14 protein-coding genes are annotated in these 17,367 nt (G+C 70.3%); 5 read left to right on the top strand and 9 right to left on the bottom strand.

Going from position 1 to position 17,367, the window contains the following annotated elements:
• The first annotated feature begins 25 nt into the window (after positions 1-25).
• A complete protein-coding gene (grxD, locus tag Tther_RS02500) occupies positions 26-352 on the top strand; it encodes a Grx4 family monothiol glutaredoxin (protein ID WP_143900551.1) in 327 nt (108 codons plus the stop codon).
• 107 nt (positions 353-459) lie between these two features.
• Positions 460-1,467, top strand: coding sequence for an AAA family ATPase (locus Tther_RS02495; protein WP_143900549.1), 1,008 nt, complete (start codon positions 460-462; stop codon positions 1,465-1,467).
• Between the two features lie 33 nt (positions 1,468-1,500).
• On the opposite strand, the gene Tther_RS02490 is transcribed toward Tther_RS02495, so the two are convergent.
• Positions 1,501-2,181 carry a lytic transglycosylase domain-containing protein gene (locus Tther_RS02490; RefSeq protein WP_246098878.1) on the bottom strand — a complete coding sequence of 227 codons (681 nt, stop codon included), beginning with the start codon at positions 2,179-2,181 and terminating at the stop codon, positions 1,501-1,503.
• A gap of 3 nt (positions 2,182-2,184) precedes the next feature.
• Positions 2,185-3,930 (bottom strand): proline--tRNA ligase, encoded by a 1,746-nt coding sequence (locus Tther_RS02485; protein ID WP_143900548.1) that lies wholly within the window; start codon positions 3,928-3,930, stop codon positions 2,185-2,187.
• Positions 3,931-3,992: 62 nt separating this feature from the next.
• On the opposite strand from Tther_RS02485, the gene Tther_RS02480 reads away from it, so the two are divergent.
• Positions 3,993-4,688, top strand: a complete 696-nt coding sequence (locus Tther_RS02480) for an RNA pyrophosphohydrolase (protein ID WP_143900546.1) — start codon at positions 3,993-3,995, stop codon at positions 4,686-4,688.
• 16 nt (positions 4,689-4,704) lie between these two features.
• Positions 4,705-5,244 (top strand): CNP1-like family protein, encoded by a 540-nt coding sequence (locus Tther_RS02475; RefSeq protein WP_185974980.1) that lies wholly within the window; start codon positions 4,705-4,707, stop codon positions 5,242-5,244.
• 93 nt (positions 5,245-5,337) lie between these two features.
• On the opposite strand, the gene proB is transcribed toward Tther_RS02475, so the two are convergent.
• The 4 genes from proB to rplU form a co-directional block, all read right to left on the bottom strand.
• A complete protein-coding gene (proB, locus tag Tther_RS02470) occupies positions 5,338-6,552 on the bottom strand; it encodes a glutamate 5-kinase (protein ID WP_425472794.1) in 1,215 nt (404 codons plus the stop codon).
• Positions 6,553-6,577: 25 nt separating this feature from the next.
• The gene (gene cgtA, locus Tther_RS02465; protein ID WP_143900542.1) at positions 6,578-7,693 is read right to left on the bottom strand and encodes an Obg family GTPase CgtA; all 1,116 of its coding nucleotides are present in this window, start codon (positions 7,691-7,693) and stop codon (positions 6,578-6,580) included.
• A 112-nt stretch (positions 7,694-7,805) separates the two neighbouring features.
• On the bottom strand, positions 7,806-8,063 hold the full coding sequence (rpmA, locus tag Tther_RS02460; RefSeq protein WP_143900540.1) for a 50S ribosomal protein L27: 258 nt from the start codon (positions 8,061-8,063) through the stop codon (positions 7,806-7,808).
• Positions 8,064-8,077: 14 nt separating this feature from the next.
• On the bottom strand, positions 8,078-8,389 hold the full coding sequence (gene rplU / locus Tther_RS02455) for a 50S ribosomal protein L21 (RefSeq protein ID WP_143900538.1): 312 nt from the start codon (positions 8,387-8,389) through the stop codon (positions 8,078-8,080).
• 205 nt (positions 8,390-8,594) lie between these two features.
• Between rplU and Tther_RS02450 the strand changes: the two genes are divergently transcribed.
• The gene (locus Tther_RS02450) at positions 8,595-9,809 is read left to right on the top strand and encodes an MFS transporter (protein WP_143900536.1); all 1,215 of its coding nucleotides are present in this window, start codon (positions 8,595-8,597) and stop codon (positions 9,807-9,809) included.
• A 44-nt stretch (positions 9,810-9,853) separates the two neighbouring features.
• On the opposite strand, the gene Tther_RS02445 is transcribed toward Tther_RS02450, so the two are convergent.
• The 3 genes from Tther_RS02445 to uvrA form a co-directional block, all read right to left on the bottom strand.
• Positions 9,854-10,963, bottom strand: a complete 1,110-nt coding sequence (locus Tther_RS02445; protein WP_143900534.1) for a YeeE/YedE family protein — start codon at positions 10,961-10,963, stop codon at positions 9,854-9,856.
• Positions 10,964-11,169: 206 nt separating this feature from the next.
• Positions 11,170-11,475 (bottom strand): hypothetical protein, encoded by a 306-nt coding sequence (locus tag Tther_RS02440; RefSeq protein WP_246098877.1) that lies wholly within the window; start codon positions 11,473-11,475, stop codon positions 11,170-11,172.
• 26 nt (positions 11,476-11,501) lie between these two features.
• A complete protein-coding gene (uvrA, locus tag Tther_RS02435) occupies positions 11,502-17,333 on the bottom strand; it encodes an excinuclease ABC subunit UvrA (protein ID WP_143900530.1) in 5,832 nt (1,943 codons plus the stop codon).
• Positions 17,334-17,367 lie beyond the last annotated feature (34 nt).

Genomic DNA, 17,367 nt, shown 5'->3' with positions numbered 1-17,367 from the left:
TCACGACTTTTTCCACAGGGACGCCATGAGCGACGTTCAACAGCGCATCGACCAACTCGTCAAGAACCACGACATCGTGCTGTTCATGAAGGGCACGGCCAGCTTTCCCATGTGCGGCTTTTCCGGCCGCGCGGTCCAGATCCTGAAGGCCTGCGGCGTCGATCCCAAGACCCTGGTGACGGTCAACGTGCTGGAAGACCCCGAAATCCGCCAAGGCATCAAGGAATACAGCAACTGGCCCACCATCCCGCAGCTCTATGTGCGCGGCGAGTTCATCGGCGGCTCGGACATCATGATGGAGATGTACGAAAGCGGTGAACTGCAAAAGCTCCTGACGGCTCCAACCCACTGAGCCGGTTGTGCGGCCGGGGCAGCCCCATCGGGGATAGCCCGGGTTGGAGCGCTGGCATGGTCCATGCTTCAATGACCGCAACACCGGTCGTCGAAGGAGAACGTGCCATGGAAGCGAACCCCGTTCCCGCCATCCCCACCCCGCGCGGCCTGCCGATCGCGCACGTGCGCGACGTCTTCAGCCCGGACGAGGTCGAGCAGCGCTTGCGGCGCCTCAAGGCCCAGGGCAACGAGCGCGAGCAGGCCGTGTTGTGCCAAACCTACGAGCGCATGCTCGAACGCGGCCCGCAGCGCTTTGCGGTCAAGCCCTCGGGCATCCCGGACGTCGAGCCGCTGTACGAGCAACTGCCCAACTTCCGCGCCGTGCTCGACGACGTGCGGCGCCACATCGCGCTGGCGCAGGAAAGCCGCGACAGCCTGGAGATCACGCCGCTGCTGCTGCTCGGGCCGCCCGGCGTGGGCAAAACCCACTTTGCGCACCAGCTCGCCGAGCTGCTGGCCACCAGCATGACGCTGGTGCCGATGAGCTCGATGACCGCCGGCTGGCTGCTGTCGGGCTCGTCCTCGCAGTGGAAGGGCGCCAAACCCGGCAAGGTGTTCGAGGCGCTGATCGAGGGCAATTACGCCAACCCGGTGATCGTGGTGGACGAAATCGACAAGGCCAGCGAGGCGGCGCAGTACGACCCGCTGGGCGCCCTCTACGGGCTGCTCGAGCCGCAGACGGCGCAGCGCTTTGTGGACGAGTTTGCCGAGGTGCCCATCGACGCCAGCCAGGTCATCTGGATCACCACGGCCAACGACGAGCGCTCGATCCCGGAGCCGATCCTCAACCGCATGAACGTGTTCGAGATCGCGCCGCCGACGCGCGACGAGGCACGTGGCATCGCGCGCCAGCTCTACCAACGCCTGCGCGCGGCGCACGACTGGGGCCGGCTGTTCGACGAGGAACCGGGCGACGACGTGCTCGATCAGCTGGCGGCGCTGGCCCCGCGCGAGATGCGCCGCGCCCTCATGACCGCCTTTGGCAATGCGCGGTTGGAGCGGCGCGAGCGCATCGAGCCGCGCGACCTGCCCGCCAGCGGCAGCACGCGCACGCGCATCGGCTTTTTGCAGTGAGCGGCCCGCGCCGGGTGGGGGGCGGCGCGCCCCTCACGCCAGGCGCCAACGGCGCTCGGCGGCAAAGACGGCGTTGGGGTATGCCGCACGCCCGCGGCTGCCGTTGTAGCGCCCCAGCGCCAAAAACAGGTCGCCGCGCTCGCGGTCCAGGTAGTGGCGCAGGATGACGCAGCCGTAGCGCAGGTTGGTCTGCAGGTGAAACAGCTTGTCCGGGTCGCCGTCGCCGATGAGCCGCGTCCAAAACGGCATCACCTGCATGTAGCCGCGCGCCCCAGCGCGCGAGATGGCGTACTTGCGAAAGGCGCTCTCGACCTCGATCAAACCCAGCACCAGCGCCGTGTCCAAGCCGGCGCGCCGGCTCTCGTACCACACGGTCTGCAAAAAATCCAGACGCGCCTGCGGCTCTGGCTTGCGCCGGCGCAGCTGCCAGCTCGCGCGGGTCAACCAGTGCACATAGGCCAGCCGCGCCTCGGGGGTGGCAAACACCGGCTCGGGCGGGTCGAGCTGCTCGACCGCCGCGCGCAGCGCGTGCCGCACCGCGTCGGACAAGGGTTCCTCGATTTGCGCGCCGGCCCGGGCCGGCGCAGCCGCTGCCGCGGCCAGCCCCCCGACGAGCGTGGGCAGCGCCCGTGGCACCAGGACCGGCAGCGCCCCGGCCACCATGCGGCGCAGGCAGCCGCGCCGCTGCAGCGCTGCGCCTGGCACCCCGTCCATGCCTCACACCGCGATGCGGCCGCGCAACCACTCCACGATGTCGGTCAGCGGCACCGGCGTGGCCGCGTTGTCGCGCCGGTGCTGGTATTCGACCACACCGTCCTTGAGCCCGCGTTCGCCCAGGGTGACGCGGTGCGGCACCCCGATCAGCTCCCAGTCCGCAAACATCACGCCCGGGCGCTCGCCGCGGTCGTCCAGGATCACGTCCACCCCGTGGGCGCGCAGCGTCTCGTACAGGCGCTCGGCGGCTTCGCGCACGCTGGGGCTGCGCTCCATGCCGATCGGGCACAGCACCACCGTAAACGGCGCGATCGCGTCGGGCCAGATGATGCCGCGCTCGTCGTGGTTTTGCTCGATGGCCGCCGCCGGCAGGCGTGTGATGCCGATGCCGTAGCAGCCCATCTCGAACGGCTTGGGCTTGCCGTCTTCGTCGAGGAAGGTGGCGTTCATGGCCCGGCTGTACTTGGTGCCCAGGTAGAACACGTGCCCCACTTCGATGCCGCGCTCGATCGCCAGCACCCCTTGGCCATCGGGCGAGGGGTCGCCTGCGACGACGTTGCGGATGTCGGCCACCAGGTCCGGCTCGGGCAGATCGCGGCCCCAGTTGACGCCGGTGAGGTGGTGATCGACCTCGTTGGCGCCGCAAATCCAGTCGGCCATCACCGCCACCTCGCGGTCGGCCACCACCATCACCGGCTTGCGGGTGCCCACCGGCCCCAGGTAGCCGGGGCGGCAGCCAAAGTGCTCGACGATCTCGGCCTCGGTGGCAAAGCGAAAGCCCAACGCCAGTCCGGGCAGCTTGCCGACCTTGACCTCGTTCATGTCGTGGTCGCCGCGCAGCAGCAACAGCCAGATGCGGGTGGCGACGACTTCGTCGCGCTCGTTGATCTCGTCGGTGGCCAAGACGATGGACTTGACGGTGCGCGCCAGCGGCACGCCCAGCAGCTCGGCGACCTGGGCGCAGGTGCTGCGGCCCGGCGTGGGCACCTTGCTGAGCGCCTGCGTGGGCGCCGGGCGCGGACCCTGCGGCGGCAGCGCCTCGGCCTTTTCCAGGTTGGCGGCGTAGTCGCTGGTGGGGCAGTAGACGATCGCGTCCTCGCCGGTGGCGGCGATGACCTGAAATTCCTCGCTCAGGTCGCCGCCAATGGCACCGCTGTCGGCCGCCACGGCGCGGTAGCGCAGGCCAAAGCGGTCGAAGATGCGCCGGTAGGCCTGCGCCATGATCTGGTAGCTGCGCTGGGCGCCCTCGGCGTCGCGGTCGAAGCTGTAGGCGTCCTTCATGATGAACTCGCGCCCGCGCATCAACCCGAAGCGCGGCCGCCGCTCATCCCGGAACTTGGTCTGGATCTGATAGAAGTTTTTGGGCAGTTGCTTGTAGCTGCGCAGATCCTGGCGCGCGATGTCGGTGACCACCTCCTCGCTGGTGGGCTGGATGACGAAGTCGCGCTCGTGCCGGTCGCGGATGCGCAGCAGCTCCGGCCCCATCTTGCCAAAGCGCCCGGTCTCCTGCCACAACTCGGCGGGCTGCACGATCGGCATGGTCAGCTCGATCGCGCCGGCGCGCTCCATCTCCTCACGCACGATGCGCTCGACCTTGCGGATCACGCGCAGGCCCATCGGCATGTAGGTGTAGATGCCCGCGCCGAGCTTTTTGATCATGCCGGCGCGCATCATGAGCTGGTGGCTGACGACCTCGGCATCGGCCGGGGCTTCCTTGAGGGTGCTGATGTGAAATTGAGAGGCTCTCATGGCGACACAAATCCCGACCTGCGATGCATAATCGAGACAGTTTTTGAAAATTGGGGTCGATTATGCTTGACAGAGACGGCTTCAGGCCCAATGTCGGCATCATCCTGCTCAACCAGAAGAACCAGGTGTTCTGGGGCAAGCGCATCCGCACCCACTCTTGGCAGTTCCCGCAAGGCGGCATCGACCGCGGCGAAACCCCCGAACAGGCCATGTACCGGGAGCTGCACGAGGAAATCGGCTTGCGCCCCGAACACGTGGCCCTCATCGCCCGCACGCGGGACTGGTTGCGCTACGAGGTGCCAGAGCGCTACATCCGCCGCGACGCGCGCGGCCACTACCGCGGACAGAAGCAAATCTGGTTTCTGCTGCGCCTCATCGGCGGCGACTGGAACCTCAACCTGCGCGCCACCGACCACCCGGAGTTCGACGCCTGGCGCTGGAACGACTACTGGGTGCCGCTGGACCTGGTGATCGAGTTCAAGCGCGAGGTCTACCAGCGCGCGCTCGAGGAGCTCTCGCGCTACCTGCCGCCGCTGGGCCGTGGCGACGGCGTGCGCGACGCGCGTAACCGCTACCTGCGCGCCAACTACCGCGCGCGAGCGCCCGCAGCCGGCAAAGGCGCACGCGCGCGGGCGCTGCCCGCCCACCTGGCCATGCCCACCCACCTGGAGCTGCCGCCCGGGGGCAGCTTCGACCCCGACCCCACCAGCGCCCACACCGGCGCCGACGGGGCGCCGCTGCCGCCCCCGCAGCCCTGATCGGAAGACGCTGCCCGTGCCCTGCTCTTTTGCACCCTCCACCCCACGCGCCTTGGGGCGTGGCTTGGTGTTGGCCGCCGTGCTCGCGGCCAGCGCCGGCGGTGCCAGCGCCCAGTTGCTCACCGACCCCAACCGCGACTGGCGCGAAGCCGACGTGCCGCCCCCGCCGGCGCTGACGCTCGACGGGCTGGTGCCCTTTACGCCCTCGGTGCACAGCCAGCTGCGCTTTGGGGTCATGCCCGACTCGGTCACCCTGGGGCCGGATGGCGTGATTCGCTACGTGATCGTGGCGCAAAACGACAGCGGCGCCCTCAACGCCTGGTACGAGGGGCTGCGCTGTGCCACGGCCGAAGTCAAAACCTACGCCCACTGGAACCCCGGGCCGCCCGCGCAATGGCGCCCGAATACCGGGGCCAACTGGCGCAGCCTGGGCGGCGAATTTGCGTCACGCCCCGCGGTGGCCCTGGCGCGCGGCGGTTTTTGCGACGGTGCCACACCCAACGGCCGCCCGGCCGACATGCTGCGCGCCCTGCGCCAAGGCCGCACGGAACGCTGACGCAACCGGTGCCCGTGGCGCATGCAGCGCCGGGGGTGACGGCCCGGCGCGACGCCACGGTAAGCGCTGCGGCCGGGGCACGCGGGGAACCGCTTAGCGCACCGTGACCACCAGGTTGTCGCGGTGGATCATCTCCGGCTCGGCGGTGTAGCCAAGCAGCCGCTCGAATTCGCTGGAGGCGCGGCGGCACATCAGCCGGGCTTCGGCGGCGGCGTAGTTGGCCAGGCCACGCGCGATCTCGCGCCCGTCGGGCGCGCGCACCGCGATCACATCGCCGCGGTGGAAGTCGCCCTCGACGGCGATCATGCCGATCGGCAACAGGCTCTTGCCCTCGCGCACGATCTTGTCCACCGCGCCCTCGTCCACGGTCACGGCGCCGCGCAACTGCAGGTGGCTGGTCATCCAGCGTTTGCGCGCTTGCAGCTTGGGGGCATCGGCCACCAAACAGGTGCCGATCGGCTCGCCCGCGGCCAGACGCAGCAACACGTCGGGCTCGCGGCCCCAGGCGATCACGGTCGAGGCGCCAGAGCCGGCCGCGCGCTTGGCGGCCAAAACCTTGGTGATCATGCCGCCGGTGCCCACGCGGCTGCCCGCGCCACCGGCCATGGCTTCCAGCCGCTCATCGCCGGCGCAGGCCAGGTCCACAAAGGCCGCCGCCGGGTCCTTGCGCGGGTCGGCGGTGTACAGACCCCGCTGGTCGGTCAGGATGACCAGCAAGTCGGCCTCGACCAAATTGGCCACCAGCGCGCCCAGGGTGTCGTTGTCGCCGAATTTGATTTCGTCGTTGACGACGGTGTCGTTTTCGTTGATGACCGGCACCACCCCCAGCGCCAGCAGGGTCAGCAGCGTGGAGCGCGCGTTGAGGTAGCGTTCGCGGTCGGCCAGGTCGGCGTGGGTCAGCAGCACCTGCGCGCTGCCCACGCCCTGCTGGCGCAGTTGCGTCTCGTACATCTGCACCAGCCCCATCTGGCCCACGGCGGCGGCGGCTTGCAGCTCGTGCACCTCTTTGGGCCGGGTGCGCCAGCCCAGGCGCTTCATGCCCTCGGCGATGGCGCCGCTGCTGACCATGATCACTTCGCGTCCTTCCCGCACCAGGGTGGCGAGCTGGCGGCTCCACTGCCCGATGGCGACCGCGTCCAGCCCCCGGCCTTCGTTGGTGACCAGGCTGGAGCCGACCTTGACCACGATGCGGCGCGCGCTGCGCAGCACCTCGACAGGGTTGCGCCGGGGCTGCGCCAACCCCGTGGTGGGGTGAACCGCTGCGGCAGGCTCGGCAGGGGTGGAAGCGGGCTCGGTCGTCATGCTCATGGGGCCAAAGCGATCGTCGGGAACCTCAAGCGCGCCAACGCGGATCGTTACCATCGTCGGCCGGGGCGTCGGCGTCCTGACGCGCCGTGTCGAAGCGCGGGTCCACCTGGACCGGGGGCGCGGCGGCCTCGCGCTGCGCCGCCAGGTACTCATAGACCTTTTGCATCAAGCGCTCGCAGCCCTCACGGGTGAGGGCCGAAATCTCGAACACCGGCCCCTTGAAGCGCAGCCGGCGCACGAAATCCCGCACGCGCTGCGCGCGCTCCTCCACGGGCACCATGTCCAGCTTGTTGAGCACCAGCCAGCGTGGCTTGGCGGCCAGTTGCGGATCGTACTTCTTGAGCTCGGCCACGATGGCGCGCGCCTGCGCCACCGGATCGACGCTGTCGTCGAACGGTGCCATGTCCACCACGTGCAGCAGCAGCCGGGTGCGCTGCAAATGGCGCAAAAACTGGTGCCCCAGCCCCGCCCCTTCGGCGGCGCCCTCGATCAGCCCCGGCACGTCGGCGATGACAAAGCTCTTTTCCGGCCCGACACGCACCACACCCAGGTTGGGATGCAGCGTGGTAAAGGGGTAGTCGGCGATCTTGGGCCGCGCGTTGGAGACGGCCGCAATCAGCGTGGACTTGCCGGCGTTGGGCATGCCGAGCAGCCCAACGTCGGCCAGCACCTTGAGCTCGAGCTTGAGGCTGCGGCGCTCGCCCGGGCGGCCGAGCGTTTTTTGGCGTGGCGCGCGGTTGGTCGAGCTTTTGAAATGCAGGTTGCCAAAGCCACCGTCACCGCCTTTGGCGAGCAGCACCTTTTGGCCCGGCTGCAACAGCTCGAACAGCACCTCGCCGGTCTCGGCATCGCTGATGACCGTGCCCACCGGCATGCGCAGCACGATGTCCTCGCCCTTGGCGCCAAACATGTCCGAGCCCTTGCCGTGCTCGCCGCGCTGGGCCTCGAAGCGGCGCGTGTAGCGGTAATCGACCAGGGTGTTGAGGTTGTCGTCGGCCAGCGCCCACACGTGCCCGCCGCGGCCGCCGTCGCCGCCGTCAGGGCCGCCAAATTCCTTGAACTTTTCGTGGCGAAACGACGCACAGCCATTGCCGCCGTCGCCAGCGGCCACATCGATCCAGGCTTCATCGACGAATTTCATGAGGGCTCCTGCGCGCCGAACGCAAACGACAAGGGCCCGCAGCGCGGGCCCGTGCCGGGGTGGCCTGTGGCCGGCCGTATCCGGGGACGATGCCCCGGGCGCTGCGCCAAACTCAGGCCGGGATGACGTTGATCACCTTGCGGTTGAGCGCACCCTTGACGGTGAACTCGACCTTGCCCGCCACGGTGGCGTAGATGGTGTGGTCTTTGCCGATGCCCGTGCCGGTGCCGGGGTGGAACTGGGTGCCGCGCTGGCGCACGATGATCGCGCCGGCGCTGACGTCTTGGCCACCGAACACCTTCACGCCCAGCATCTTGGGCTTAGAGTCGCGGCCGTTACGCGTGGAGCCGCCACCTTTTTTCTGTGCCATGGTGCGTCACCTCGTCAGACGTTGATCGAGCCGATCTCCAGCTCGGTGTAGTTTTGCCGGTGGCCTTGGCGCTTTTGGTAGTGCTTGCGGCGCCGCAGCTTGAAGATGCGCACCTTCTCGCCGCGCCCGTGCGCCACCACCTTGGCCGTGACCGTTGCGCCGCTGACCAAGGGGGTGCCCACCCGGATGTCGGCGCCGTTGCCCACGGCCAACACCTGGTCGATCACGATCTCTTGGCCTACGTCCGCAGCGATCTGTTCTACTTTGATTTTTTCGCCGGCAGCGACGCGATACTGCTTGCCACCGGTTTTTATGACCGCGTACATAGGAGTCCTCTTTGCTCAATACACCAGCGGGAACAGCGCGCCCCAACCGGCCACACACTCGGCACCTTGCTTCGCGCCGAACCCACAATTCTACAGGCAACTGTGGTAACGTGCCAAGATCCCGGCCGCGCACCGCCAGGCCCACCCGGATAGGACACGGGCCACTTACACCCCTGCGCGGCCCGTCACCCGTCTGCCGTCCGCCATGACCCTTGCCCATGCCGCCCCCTCGCGCCGCGGGCTGTTCGTGATTTTTGGCTCGACCTTCTTCGAGCTGGTGGGCTACTTCATGCTCACGCCATGGCTGATCCTGCGCCTGACCGAACTGGGCGCCCCGACGGCGCTCATCGGGCTGTTTGCCGCCAGCGCCTGGGTTGGCATCCTGCTCATCACGCCCTTTGCCTCGGCGCTGACGCGCGCACTCGGGCGCCGGCCCACGCTGTGGCTGTCGGGCGCCGTGCCGGTGTTGGCGGGGTTGGGCTACGGCCTGCCATTGGAAGGTACGGCCGCGCTGGCACTGTGGTTTGGACTCAAGGTGCTGGCGGGCATGGCCTCGGGCCTGCGCTGGGTGCTGGCCGAGGCGCTGGTGGCCGAGTTCGCCCCCGCCCACTGGCGCGGGCGCGCCGTTGGGCTGTTCGAGACCATGGTCGGCGCCACGTTCGTCATCGGGCCGCTGCTGCTGGCGGCCGTGGGGCCGTCGGGGACGGCGGCGCTGTGGCTGTCGGTGGCGCTGCTGGCGGTGGGGTTGGGCTGGGCGTTGTGGGTGCCGCCACTGCCGCCAGAGCCCGACGCCCACGAGGCGCACGTGGGCTGGCGGGGTGTCTGGCGCGCGCTGCGCGCCCACCCCGTGATCATGGCGGCGGGCTTTTGCGGCGGCTTTTTTGAAAGCGGCCTGACGTCCATTTTGCCCCTGTATGGCCTGGCCCTGGGGCTGGGTGCCGCCGCGGCGGCGCTGCTGGTGTCGGCCAGTGGCCTGGGCAGCTCGGTGCTGATGCTGCCCGCAGGCGCCTTGGCCGATCGGCTGGGCCGCCAGCCCGGCCGCCGCGGTGGGGCGGCCGGCGCGCGGCTGCACCTGATGCGCGCCTGCGCCGCGGCCACCTTGGCGGCGACGGTGGCCATCCCGTGGGTGGCCGACACGCCCTGGCTGGCCTGGCCCGTGGCGTTCGTCTGGGGCGGCGCCGGCGGCTGCTTGTACACCCTGGCAATGATCGACATCGGCGCGCGCGAGCGCGGGGTGACGCTGGTCAACAGCACCGCCGTGCTGGTGATGGCCTACACCCTGGGCGGTGTGCTCGCGCCTTCACTGGCGGGTGCTGCGCTGCAATGGGCGCCGCGCGCGGGCTTTGCGCTGCTGCTGGGTGCGGTGGCGACCGTGTGCCTGGTGCTGCTGGCTCGCGCGCGGGCCGGCCGGCGGTTGTGACACCAAGGCCGTGCGCTGCCTGTCCGGCCCTGCGGACACTGGGCTCACGGCGCCCGGGCCACGTCGCCCATCGCCACCGGGACCGCCGCGGCGGGTTCGTCACGGGTGCGCGGGCGGTCGATCAGCCAATCGGCCACGCCACCCCCCACCCACATCCCGACCAGGGTCAGCCACGCGGTCAACGCAAAGATCGCCCCGCCCGTCATGCCAGCACCAACGGCGCAGCCGCCCGCCAGCATCGAGCCAAAGCCCATGAGGATCGCGCCGATGATGTAGCGCGGCATGGTGTAGGCGCCACCAAAGCCTTCCAGCTTCCACTCCCGCCCCACGAGCGCCCCGGCCAACGAGCCGAGGAACACGCCCGGCATGAGCCCGAGCCCGAAGGACCACGGCTTGTCGGGTTCGGCCAGCACGCGCATGAGCCACTCGGCCGAGGGGCCGCTGAAGGTCATGCCCTGGATCTGCACCGGCTCGAACGAGTGCGTCATGACCTGGTAGCTGAACGCCCAGGCCAGCGCCACCATGAGCCCGGTGGCCGCGCCGCCAAACCACTTCCAGAACCCCCAGCCACTGCGCACCGCAAAATAGACCGCGGCAGCCATCCACACCAGCCCGAACAGCAGCCCGACCTTGGGGCCGCCGCCCACCAGCGCCAACAGGTCGCGAGACGGGCCGCCGTCGACCAGCCACCAATCGCTGATGGTCAGGCGCCACGGCGCCAGCGCCCCGGCCAGCGAGGCCTGCGCCGTCACCGCAAATATCAGCCCCGACAGCAGCGCGCGCAGGTTGCCGTTGGCCGACAGCACCAGCAGCCGGCTGGCGCAGCCGCGCGTCATGACCATGCCAAGGCCAAACAGCAGCCCACCCACCAGCGCGCCCGACAGACTGCCGCGCGTGGCGAGCTGGCGCGCCGTGGACACATCGAGCCAGCCCAGCAGGATCATGCCCTGCACGGCCACCACCGCGGTGGAAAACGCCAACAGCCACACCGCCAGCTTGTCACCGAAACGGCGGTGCCAGAACTCGATCACCGCGGCGCGCAGGCAGAACTTGGAACGCTGACCGAAAAAGCCAAATCCCAAGCCCAGGATCAACCCGCCCCAGGCCAGCACGGCGGGCTCTCCCCACCGCTCGATCCACGCCGCCAAGTCCATCGCCTTCTCCTTGCATCGGTATATCCGCAAGGACTCATGCTAACCCTGGCGCCGTGCCCGGGGTTTGATCCACGGCAACAACCGTTGGGGTTGGGGGCGTACCCCCGCCCGCGCACACCGGTGTATCCTTGTCAGCGCCCCACCACCCACGACCCTGCCCATGTCCGGGCTGACCGCCCTCAAACGGGTGTGGGGCAGACGGCCGCTCAACGCGGGGCGGGGGCCTGCGGGTCGGGTTCCAGGGTCGCGTCGCACCCCGTGCCCGCCGCTGTCCAGCGACGTGCCAGCCGCCGCAGCAGGGGCGCGGCCCAGCGCCAGCGCGGCCCCAGCAGCGCCTCGGCATCGCGGATGGCGCCGCACCAGTAGCGGCGCTGGTCATCGTCCCAGCGCAGCGCGGCGCAGGCGCCGGTGCGCCGCTTGGACAGCGCCATGCCCAGCGGGCATGGCTCGGCCAGGCAGCAAATGCCACAGCCGTTGCAGGGCGCGCCCACCGCCGGTTTCGGTGGGGCCAAGGGGTGGATGTGGATGATGCGGTGCGTCACCGCGACAGCACCCCGGCCAGCGCCTGCCCGGTGTGGGTGCCCAGGCGCACCAGATCCTCCGGCGTGCCGGCACCGACCACGCGGCCGCCACCGGCACCGCCCTCGGGCCCCAGGTCCAGCACCCAGTCCGCTTCGGCGATCAGGTCCAGGTCGTGCTCGATGACGACCACGCTGTGCCCGGCATCGACCAGCCGGTGCAGCACGCGGATGAGCTTGTCCACGTCCGCCATGTGCAGGCCAACGGTGGGTTCGTCGAGCACGTACAGGGTGTGCGGCGCCTTTTGCCCGCGCCGGCCGACGTCGTCGCGCACCTTGGCCAACTCGGTCACCAGCTTGATGCGCTGCGCCTCGCCGCCGGACAGCGTCGGGCTTGGCTGGCCCAGCGTCAGGTAGCCCAGGCCGACGTCGCGCAGCAGTTGCAGCGGGTGGGCGATGGTGGGCATGGAGGCAAAGAAGTCGGTGGCCTCGTCCACCGACATGGCCAGCACCTCGCCGATGGATTGGCCGCGCCAGGTCACGGCCAGCGTCTCCGGGTTGAAGCGCGCCCCGCCACAGGCCTCACAGGGCACCTTGACGTCGGGCAAAAAGCTCATCTCGATGGTGCGCAGGCCCTGGCCTTCGCAGACCGGGCAGCGACCCTCGCCGGTGTTGAACGAGAAGCGCCCCGGCCCATAGCCGCGCGCTTTGGCCTCCAACGTCTCGGCGTAGAGCTTGCGAATGGTGTCCCAAAAACCGATGTAGGTCGCGGGACACGAGCGCGGCGTCTTGCCAATCGGCGTCTGGTCCACTTCCAGCACGCGGTCCACCGCCTCGGCGCCTTCCAGGCCCGCGCAACCGCTCCAGACGATGGCGCGCGTGCCAGCGGCGGCGCGGCGGCCGCGGCCTTTGCCGACGGCGGCGTCGGGCGCGCCGTGCGCGCGGCGCTGCGCCACCGCCGCGGCCACGTTGGTGAGCAACACGTCGCGCGCCAGCGTGGACTTGCCCGAGCCGCTGACGCCCGTGACCGCGACCAGCCGGTGCAGCGGGACGGTGACGTCCATGCCCTGCAGGTTGTGCCGGCGCGCGCCGCGCACCACCAGCGCGGGGCCATCGGGCGTCACCGGGCGGCGCGCCTGCAGCGGGTGGCGCATGGCCTGCGCCAAGTAGCGCCCGGTTTGGGAGTCGGCCGCGGCCATCACATCCTCGATGCCGCCTTGCGCCACCACACGCCCGCCCAGACGGCCGGCACCCGGGCCGATGTCGATCAGGTGGTCGGCGCGACGGATCGTATCCTCGTCGTGCTCCACCACCACCAGCGTGTTGCCGTGGCGCCGCAGCGCGTGCAGGGCGTCGAGCAGGATGCGGTTGTCGCGCGGGTGCAGGCCGATGGTGGGTTCGTCCAGCACGTAGCACACGCCCTGCAGGTTGGAGCCGAGTTGCGCCGCCAGCCGGATGCGCTGCGCCTCGCCACCGGAGAGGGTGGGCGCGCCGCGGTCCAGCGTCAGGTAGCCCAGACCCACCTGCAGCAAAAAGCGCAGGCGGCTTTCGATTTCGGGCAACAGGTCGCGTGCGATGTCGGCCTCACGCGCCGAGAGCGCACCGGGTGCCTGCAGGGTGCGCACCCAGTCCAGCACTTCCCCCACGCTCAGGCGCGCGATGTCGGTGATCGGCCGTCCGTGAAAGCGCACCGCCCGCGCCACCGGGTTGAGCCGCGTGCCGCCGCAGGTGGTGCAGGGCTGGTCACCCAGGTCCTCGAGCTCCGGCTCGGCAAAGGTTTGTTCACGCCCGCGGGTGTCGTCGCGCTGGCTGTCGTCGAGCGCGCGGCGCTGCTCGCGCGTCAGCTGCACGCCGGTGCCCACGCAATCCGGGCACCAGCCGTGTTTGCTGTTGTAGGAAAACAGGCGCGGGTCCAGCTCCGCATAACTGGTGCCGCACACCGGACAGGCGCGCAAGGTGGAATAAACCGTCACCGTGCCGATGCCGCGGCCGGTGCCGCCAGCGGCCAGCGCCGCCGCCAAGCCGTCGATGCCGGTGAGCACGTGCACCACCCCCTTGCCATGCTGCAGGGCCTGGGTCAGCGCGGCGCGCAGCTCACCCTCGGCGGCGGGCGTGACGCGGACGGTGGCCACGGGCAGCTCCAGCGTGTGCTCCTTGAAGCGGTCCAGGCGCGGAAAACCCTGCGTGGGCAAAAATTCGCCGTCCACCCGCAGGTGCGTGTGGCCGCGCTGGGCCGCCCACTCGGCCCACTCGGTGTAGACACCCTTGCGATTGATCACCAGCGGCGCCAGGATGCCCACGGTCTGGCCGCGGTGGCGCTGCATGAGCTGCGCCAGGATGCTCTCGGGCGTCTGCGGCTGCACGGGGGCGCCGTCGTGCACGCAGTGTTGCACCCCGAGCTTGACGTAGAGCAGGCGCAGGTAGTGCCAGACCTCGGTCACGGTGCCGACGGTGGACTTGCGCCCGCCGCGCGAGAGGCGCTGCTCAATCGCCACCGTGGGCGGTATGCCCCAGACCGCGTCCACCTCGGGCCGGCCTGCGGGTTGCACGATGCTGCGTGCGTAGGCGTTGAGGCTTTCCAGGTAGCGGCGCTGCCCCTCGTTGAACAGGATGTCGAACGCCAACGTGGATTTGCCCGAACCGCTGACCCCGGTGATGACGGTAAAGCGCCCACGCGGAATGTCCACCGACAGGTCGCGCAGGTTGTGCTCGCGGGCGTGGACGATGCGGATGGCCTCCGGCGGTGCAGCCGGCCGGGTGACGAGCGCCGGTGCAGGCGGGCGCGGCTCGTGCGCGGCCGTGACTTCGCCCAGCGCCTCGGCATACTCGCGCAACGCGGCGGCGGTGTGGCTGGTGGGGTGTTGGCGCAGCTCCTCCGGCGGGCCGGCAAAGACCAGCGTGCCACCGCCGTCGCCGCCCTCCGGTCCGAGGTCGATCACCCAGTCCGCCGCGCGAATCACGTCCAGGTTGTGCTCGATGACGACCAAGGAGTGCCCCGCCTCGAGCAGCTTGCGCAGCGCGCGCATCAGCTTGGCGATGTCGTCGAAGTGCAGCCCGGTGGTGGGCTCGTCGAACAAAAACAGCGTCCCGCGCGCCCGGGCCGGCGCCTTGCCCGCCCAGGGCAACGGCGGCGCTGGCGCGTTGGCCGTCGTGCGGGCGCGGCGCGTGGTGCGCGGCTCGGCCGCCGCCGCAGCGGCCAGGTGGCCAGCGAGCTTGAGGCGCTGCGCCTCGCCCCCCGAGAGCGTGGGCACGGGCTGCCCCAGGCGCAGGTACTCCAGCCCCACGTCCAGCAGCGGCTGCAGCGCGCGCATGACGTCGCGGTCGCTGGCAAAGCACTGCGCGGCTTCGGTCACGGTCAGCTCCAGCACATCGGCCACGCTCAGCCAGCGGCCGCCGCGCTCGAGGGTCACCTCCAGCACCTCGGGCCGGTAGCGGCGTCCGTGGCAGTCCGGGCAGCGCAAATAGACGTCGGAGAGGAACTGCATCTCCACATGCTCGAAGCCCGAGCCACCGCAGGTGGGGCAGCGCCCGTCGCCGCTGTTGAAGCTGAACTTGGCCGCCGTGTAGCCGCGCTGCTGCGCCAGCGGGGTCTGGGCAAACAGCGCGCGGATGGCGTCCCAGGCGCCGACGTAGCTGACCGGGTTGGAGCGCGCCGTCTTGCCGATCGGCGACTGGTCCACGAACACCACGCCTTCCAGGTGGTCGGCACCGAGCAGGCGGTCGTGCGCCCCCGGCGCCTCGGTCGCCTGGCCAAAGTGGCGCAGCAGCGCGGGCGCCAGAATATCCTGCACCAGGGTGGATTTGCCCGAGCCGCTGACGCCGGTCACCACCACCAGCCGCTGCAGCGGGAAAGCCACGTCCAGCGCGCGCAGGTTGTGCTCGCGCGCGCCCTCCAGCATCAGGCGCGGGGTGGCGTCCGTGACCATGCGCTTGACGCCAAAGCCGATCTGGCGCCGCCCCGACAGGTACTGGCCCGTGAGCGTGTCGGCGTGGCGCAACTGCTCGGGCGTGCCGTCGAACACGATGCGCCCGCCGCGCTCGCCCGGGCCGGGCCCCATGTCCAGAATGCGGTCGGCGGCGAGCATCACGGCGGGGTCGTGCTCCACCACCACCAGGGTGTTGCCGGCGTCGCGCAGCCGCGCCATCGCCTGGTTGATGCGCGCCATGTCGCGCGGGTGCAGGCCGATGGAGGGTTCGTCCAGCACGAACAGGGTGTTGACCAGCGAGGTGCCCAACGCCGTGGTCAGGTTGATGCGCTGCACCTCGCCGCCGGAGAGCGTGCGGCTTTGCCGGTCCAGCGTCAGGTAGCCCAGGCCGACGTCGCACAGGTAGCGCAGGCGGGTGGTGATCTCGTCGTACAGCAGGGCCTGGGCCTGGCGCTCGCCCGCCGGCAGCGTATCCAGCCGGGCCTGCAGGCGCTCGAAAAACTGGCGCAAGCGCTCGATGGGCAGGCCCATGAGGTCGTGCAAGCACAGCCCGGGCAGCGCCTGCAACTGCGCGTCGCTCCAGGCCACGCCGCGCGGGCGGAAGCGCCGCTCGGGCGGCAGCACGGCGTCGGCGTCCGCGCGCGTGCCGATGCGCCACAGCAGGCTCTCGGTCTTCAGGCGCGCGCCGCCGCAGTCCGGGCATTCGGTGTAGCTGCGGTACTTGGACAGCAGCACCCGGATGTGCATCTTGTAGGCCTTGCTCTCCAGGTAGTCAAAGAAGCGTCGGATGCCGTACCACTGGCGCTTCCAGTCTCCCGTCCAGTGCGGCGAGCCTTCCAGCACCCAGCGCTGCTGCTCGGGGGTGAGCTGGTACCAGGGTGTGTCGCGCGGGATGCCGGCCGCTTCGGCGTGGCGCATCAGGTCGTCCTGGCACTCCTGGTAGGCCGGGGTTTGGATGGGCTTGATGGCGCCCGCGCGCAGCGTGAGCTTGTCGTTGGGGATGACCAGCCCCCAGTCCACCCCGATGACGCGCCCGAAGCCGCGGCAGGTCTCGCACGCCCCCGCGGGCGAGTTGAACGAAAACAGCGATGGCCGCGGGTCGCTGTAGCGGATGTCGCTCTCCGGGCAGTGCAGGCCGGTGGAGTAGCGCCACAGGGCCGGCTCGCCCGCGTCGGCCAGCGCGTACACGGTCAGCCGGCCGCCGCCACGCTTGAGCGCGGTCTCCACCGCCTCGGCCACGCGCGCGGGATCGGCGCTGCCCAGCCGAAAGCGGTCCGCCACCACGTCCAGGCGCCGCCGCTCGCCCACGATCTGCTCGGCCTGCACGCGCGTGTAGCCGCTGGCCGAGAGCCACTGTTGCACCTCCTCGTCGGGGGTGTGCGCAGGCAGCTCGACCGCGAAAGTGACCACCAGGCGCGGGTCACCGGCCGCCGCCGCACGCGCGCGCAGGTCGGCGACGATGCTCTCCACCGTGTCGTGGCGCACCGGCAGCGCGGTGACGCGGTCGAACAATTGCCCGGCGCGCGCAAACAGCAGCTTCAGGTGGTCGTTGAGTTCGGTCATCGTCCCGACCGTGGAGCGCGAGGAGCGCACCGGGTTGGTCTGGTCGATGGCGATGGCGGGCGGCACACCGTCGATGCGGTCCACCGCCGGCTTGTCCATGCGGTCGAGAAACTGCCGCGCGTAGGCCGAGAAGGTCTCGACGTAGCGGCGCTGGCCCTCGGCGAACAGGGTGTCGAAGACCAGGCTGGACTTGCCCGATCCGCTCGGGCCGGTGACGACGGTCAGCTCGCCCGTGCGGATGTCGAGGTCGATCCCTTGGAGGTTGTGCTGGCGCGCCCCGCGGATGCGGATGACGCCCTGCAGGGGCGCACCCTCATCGTCGTCACGGGCGGGGCTGCAGGGATCGGGGTGGCGGGCGGTCATGGCGGCAGGTGGTCGGCGCAACGGCAAGGCCGAT

Origin of the sequence: Tepidimonas thermarum (assembly GCF_007556705.1) — a bacterium.
GTDB classification, from domain to species: Bacteria; Pseudomonadota; Gammaproteobacteria; order Burkholderiales; family Burkholderiaceae_C; genus Tepidimonas; species Tepidimonas thermarum.
The sequence above is the reverse complement of the archived record's forward strand: the minus strand, read 5'-3'. Positions and strand labels throughout refer to the sequence as shown.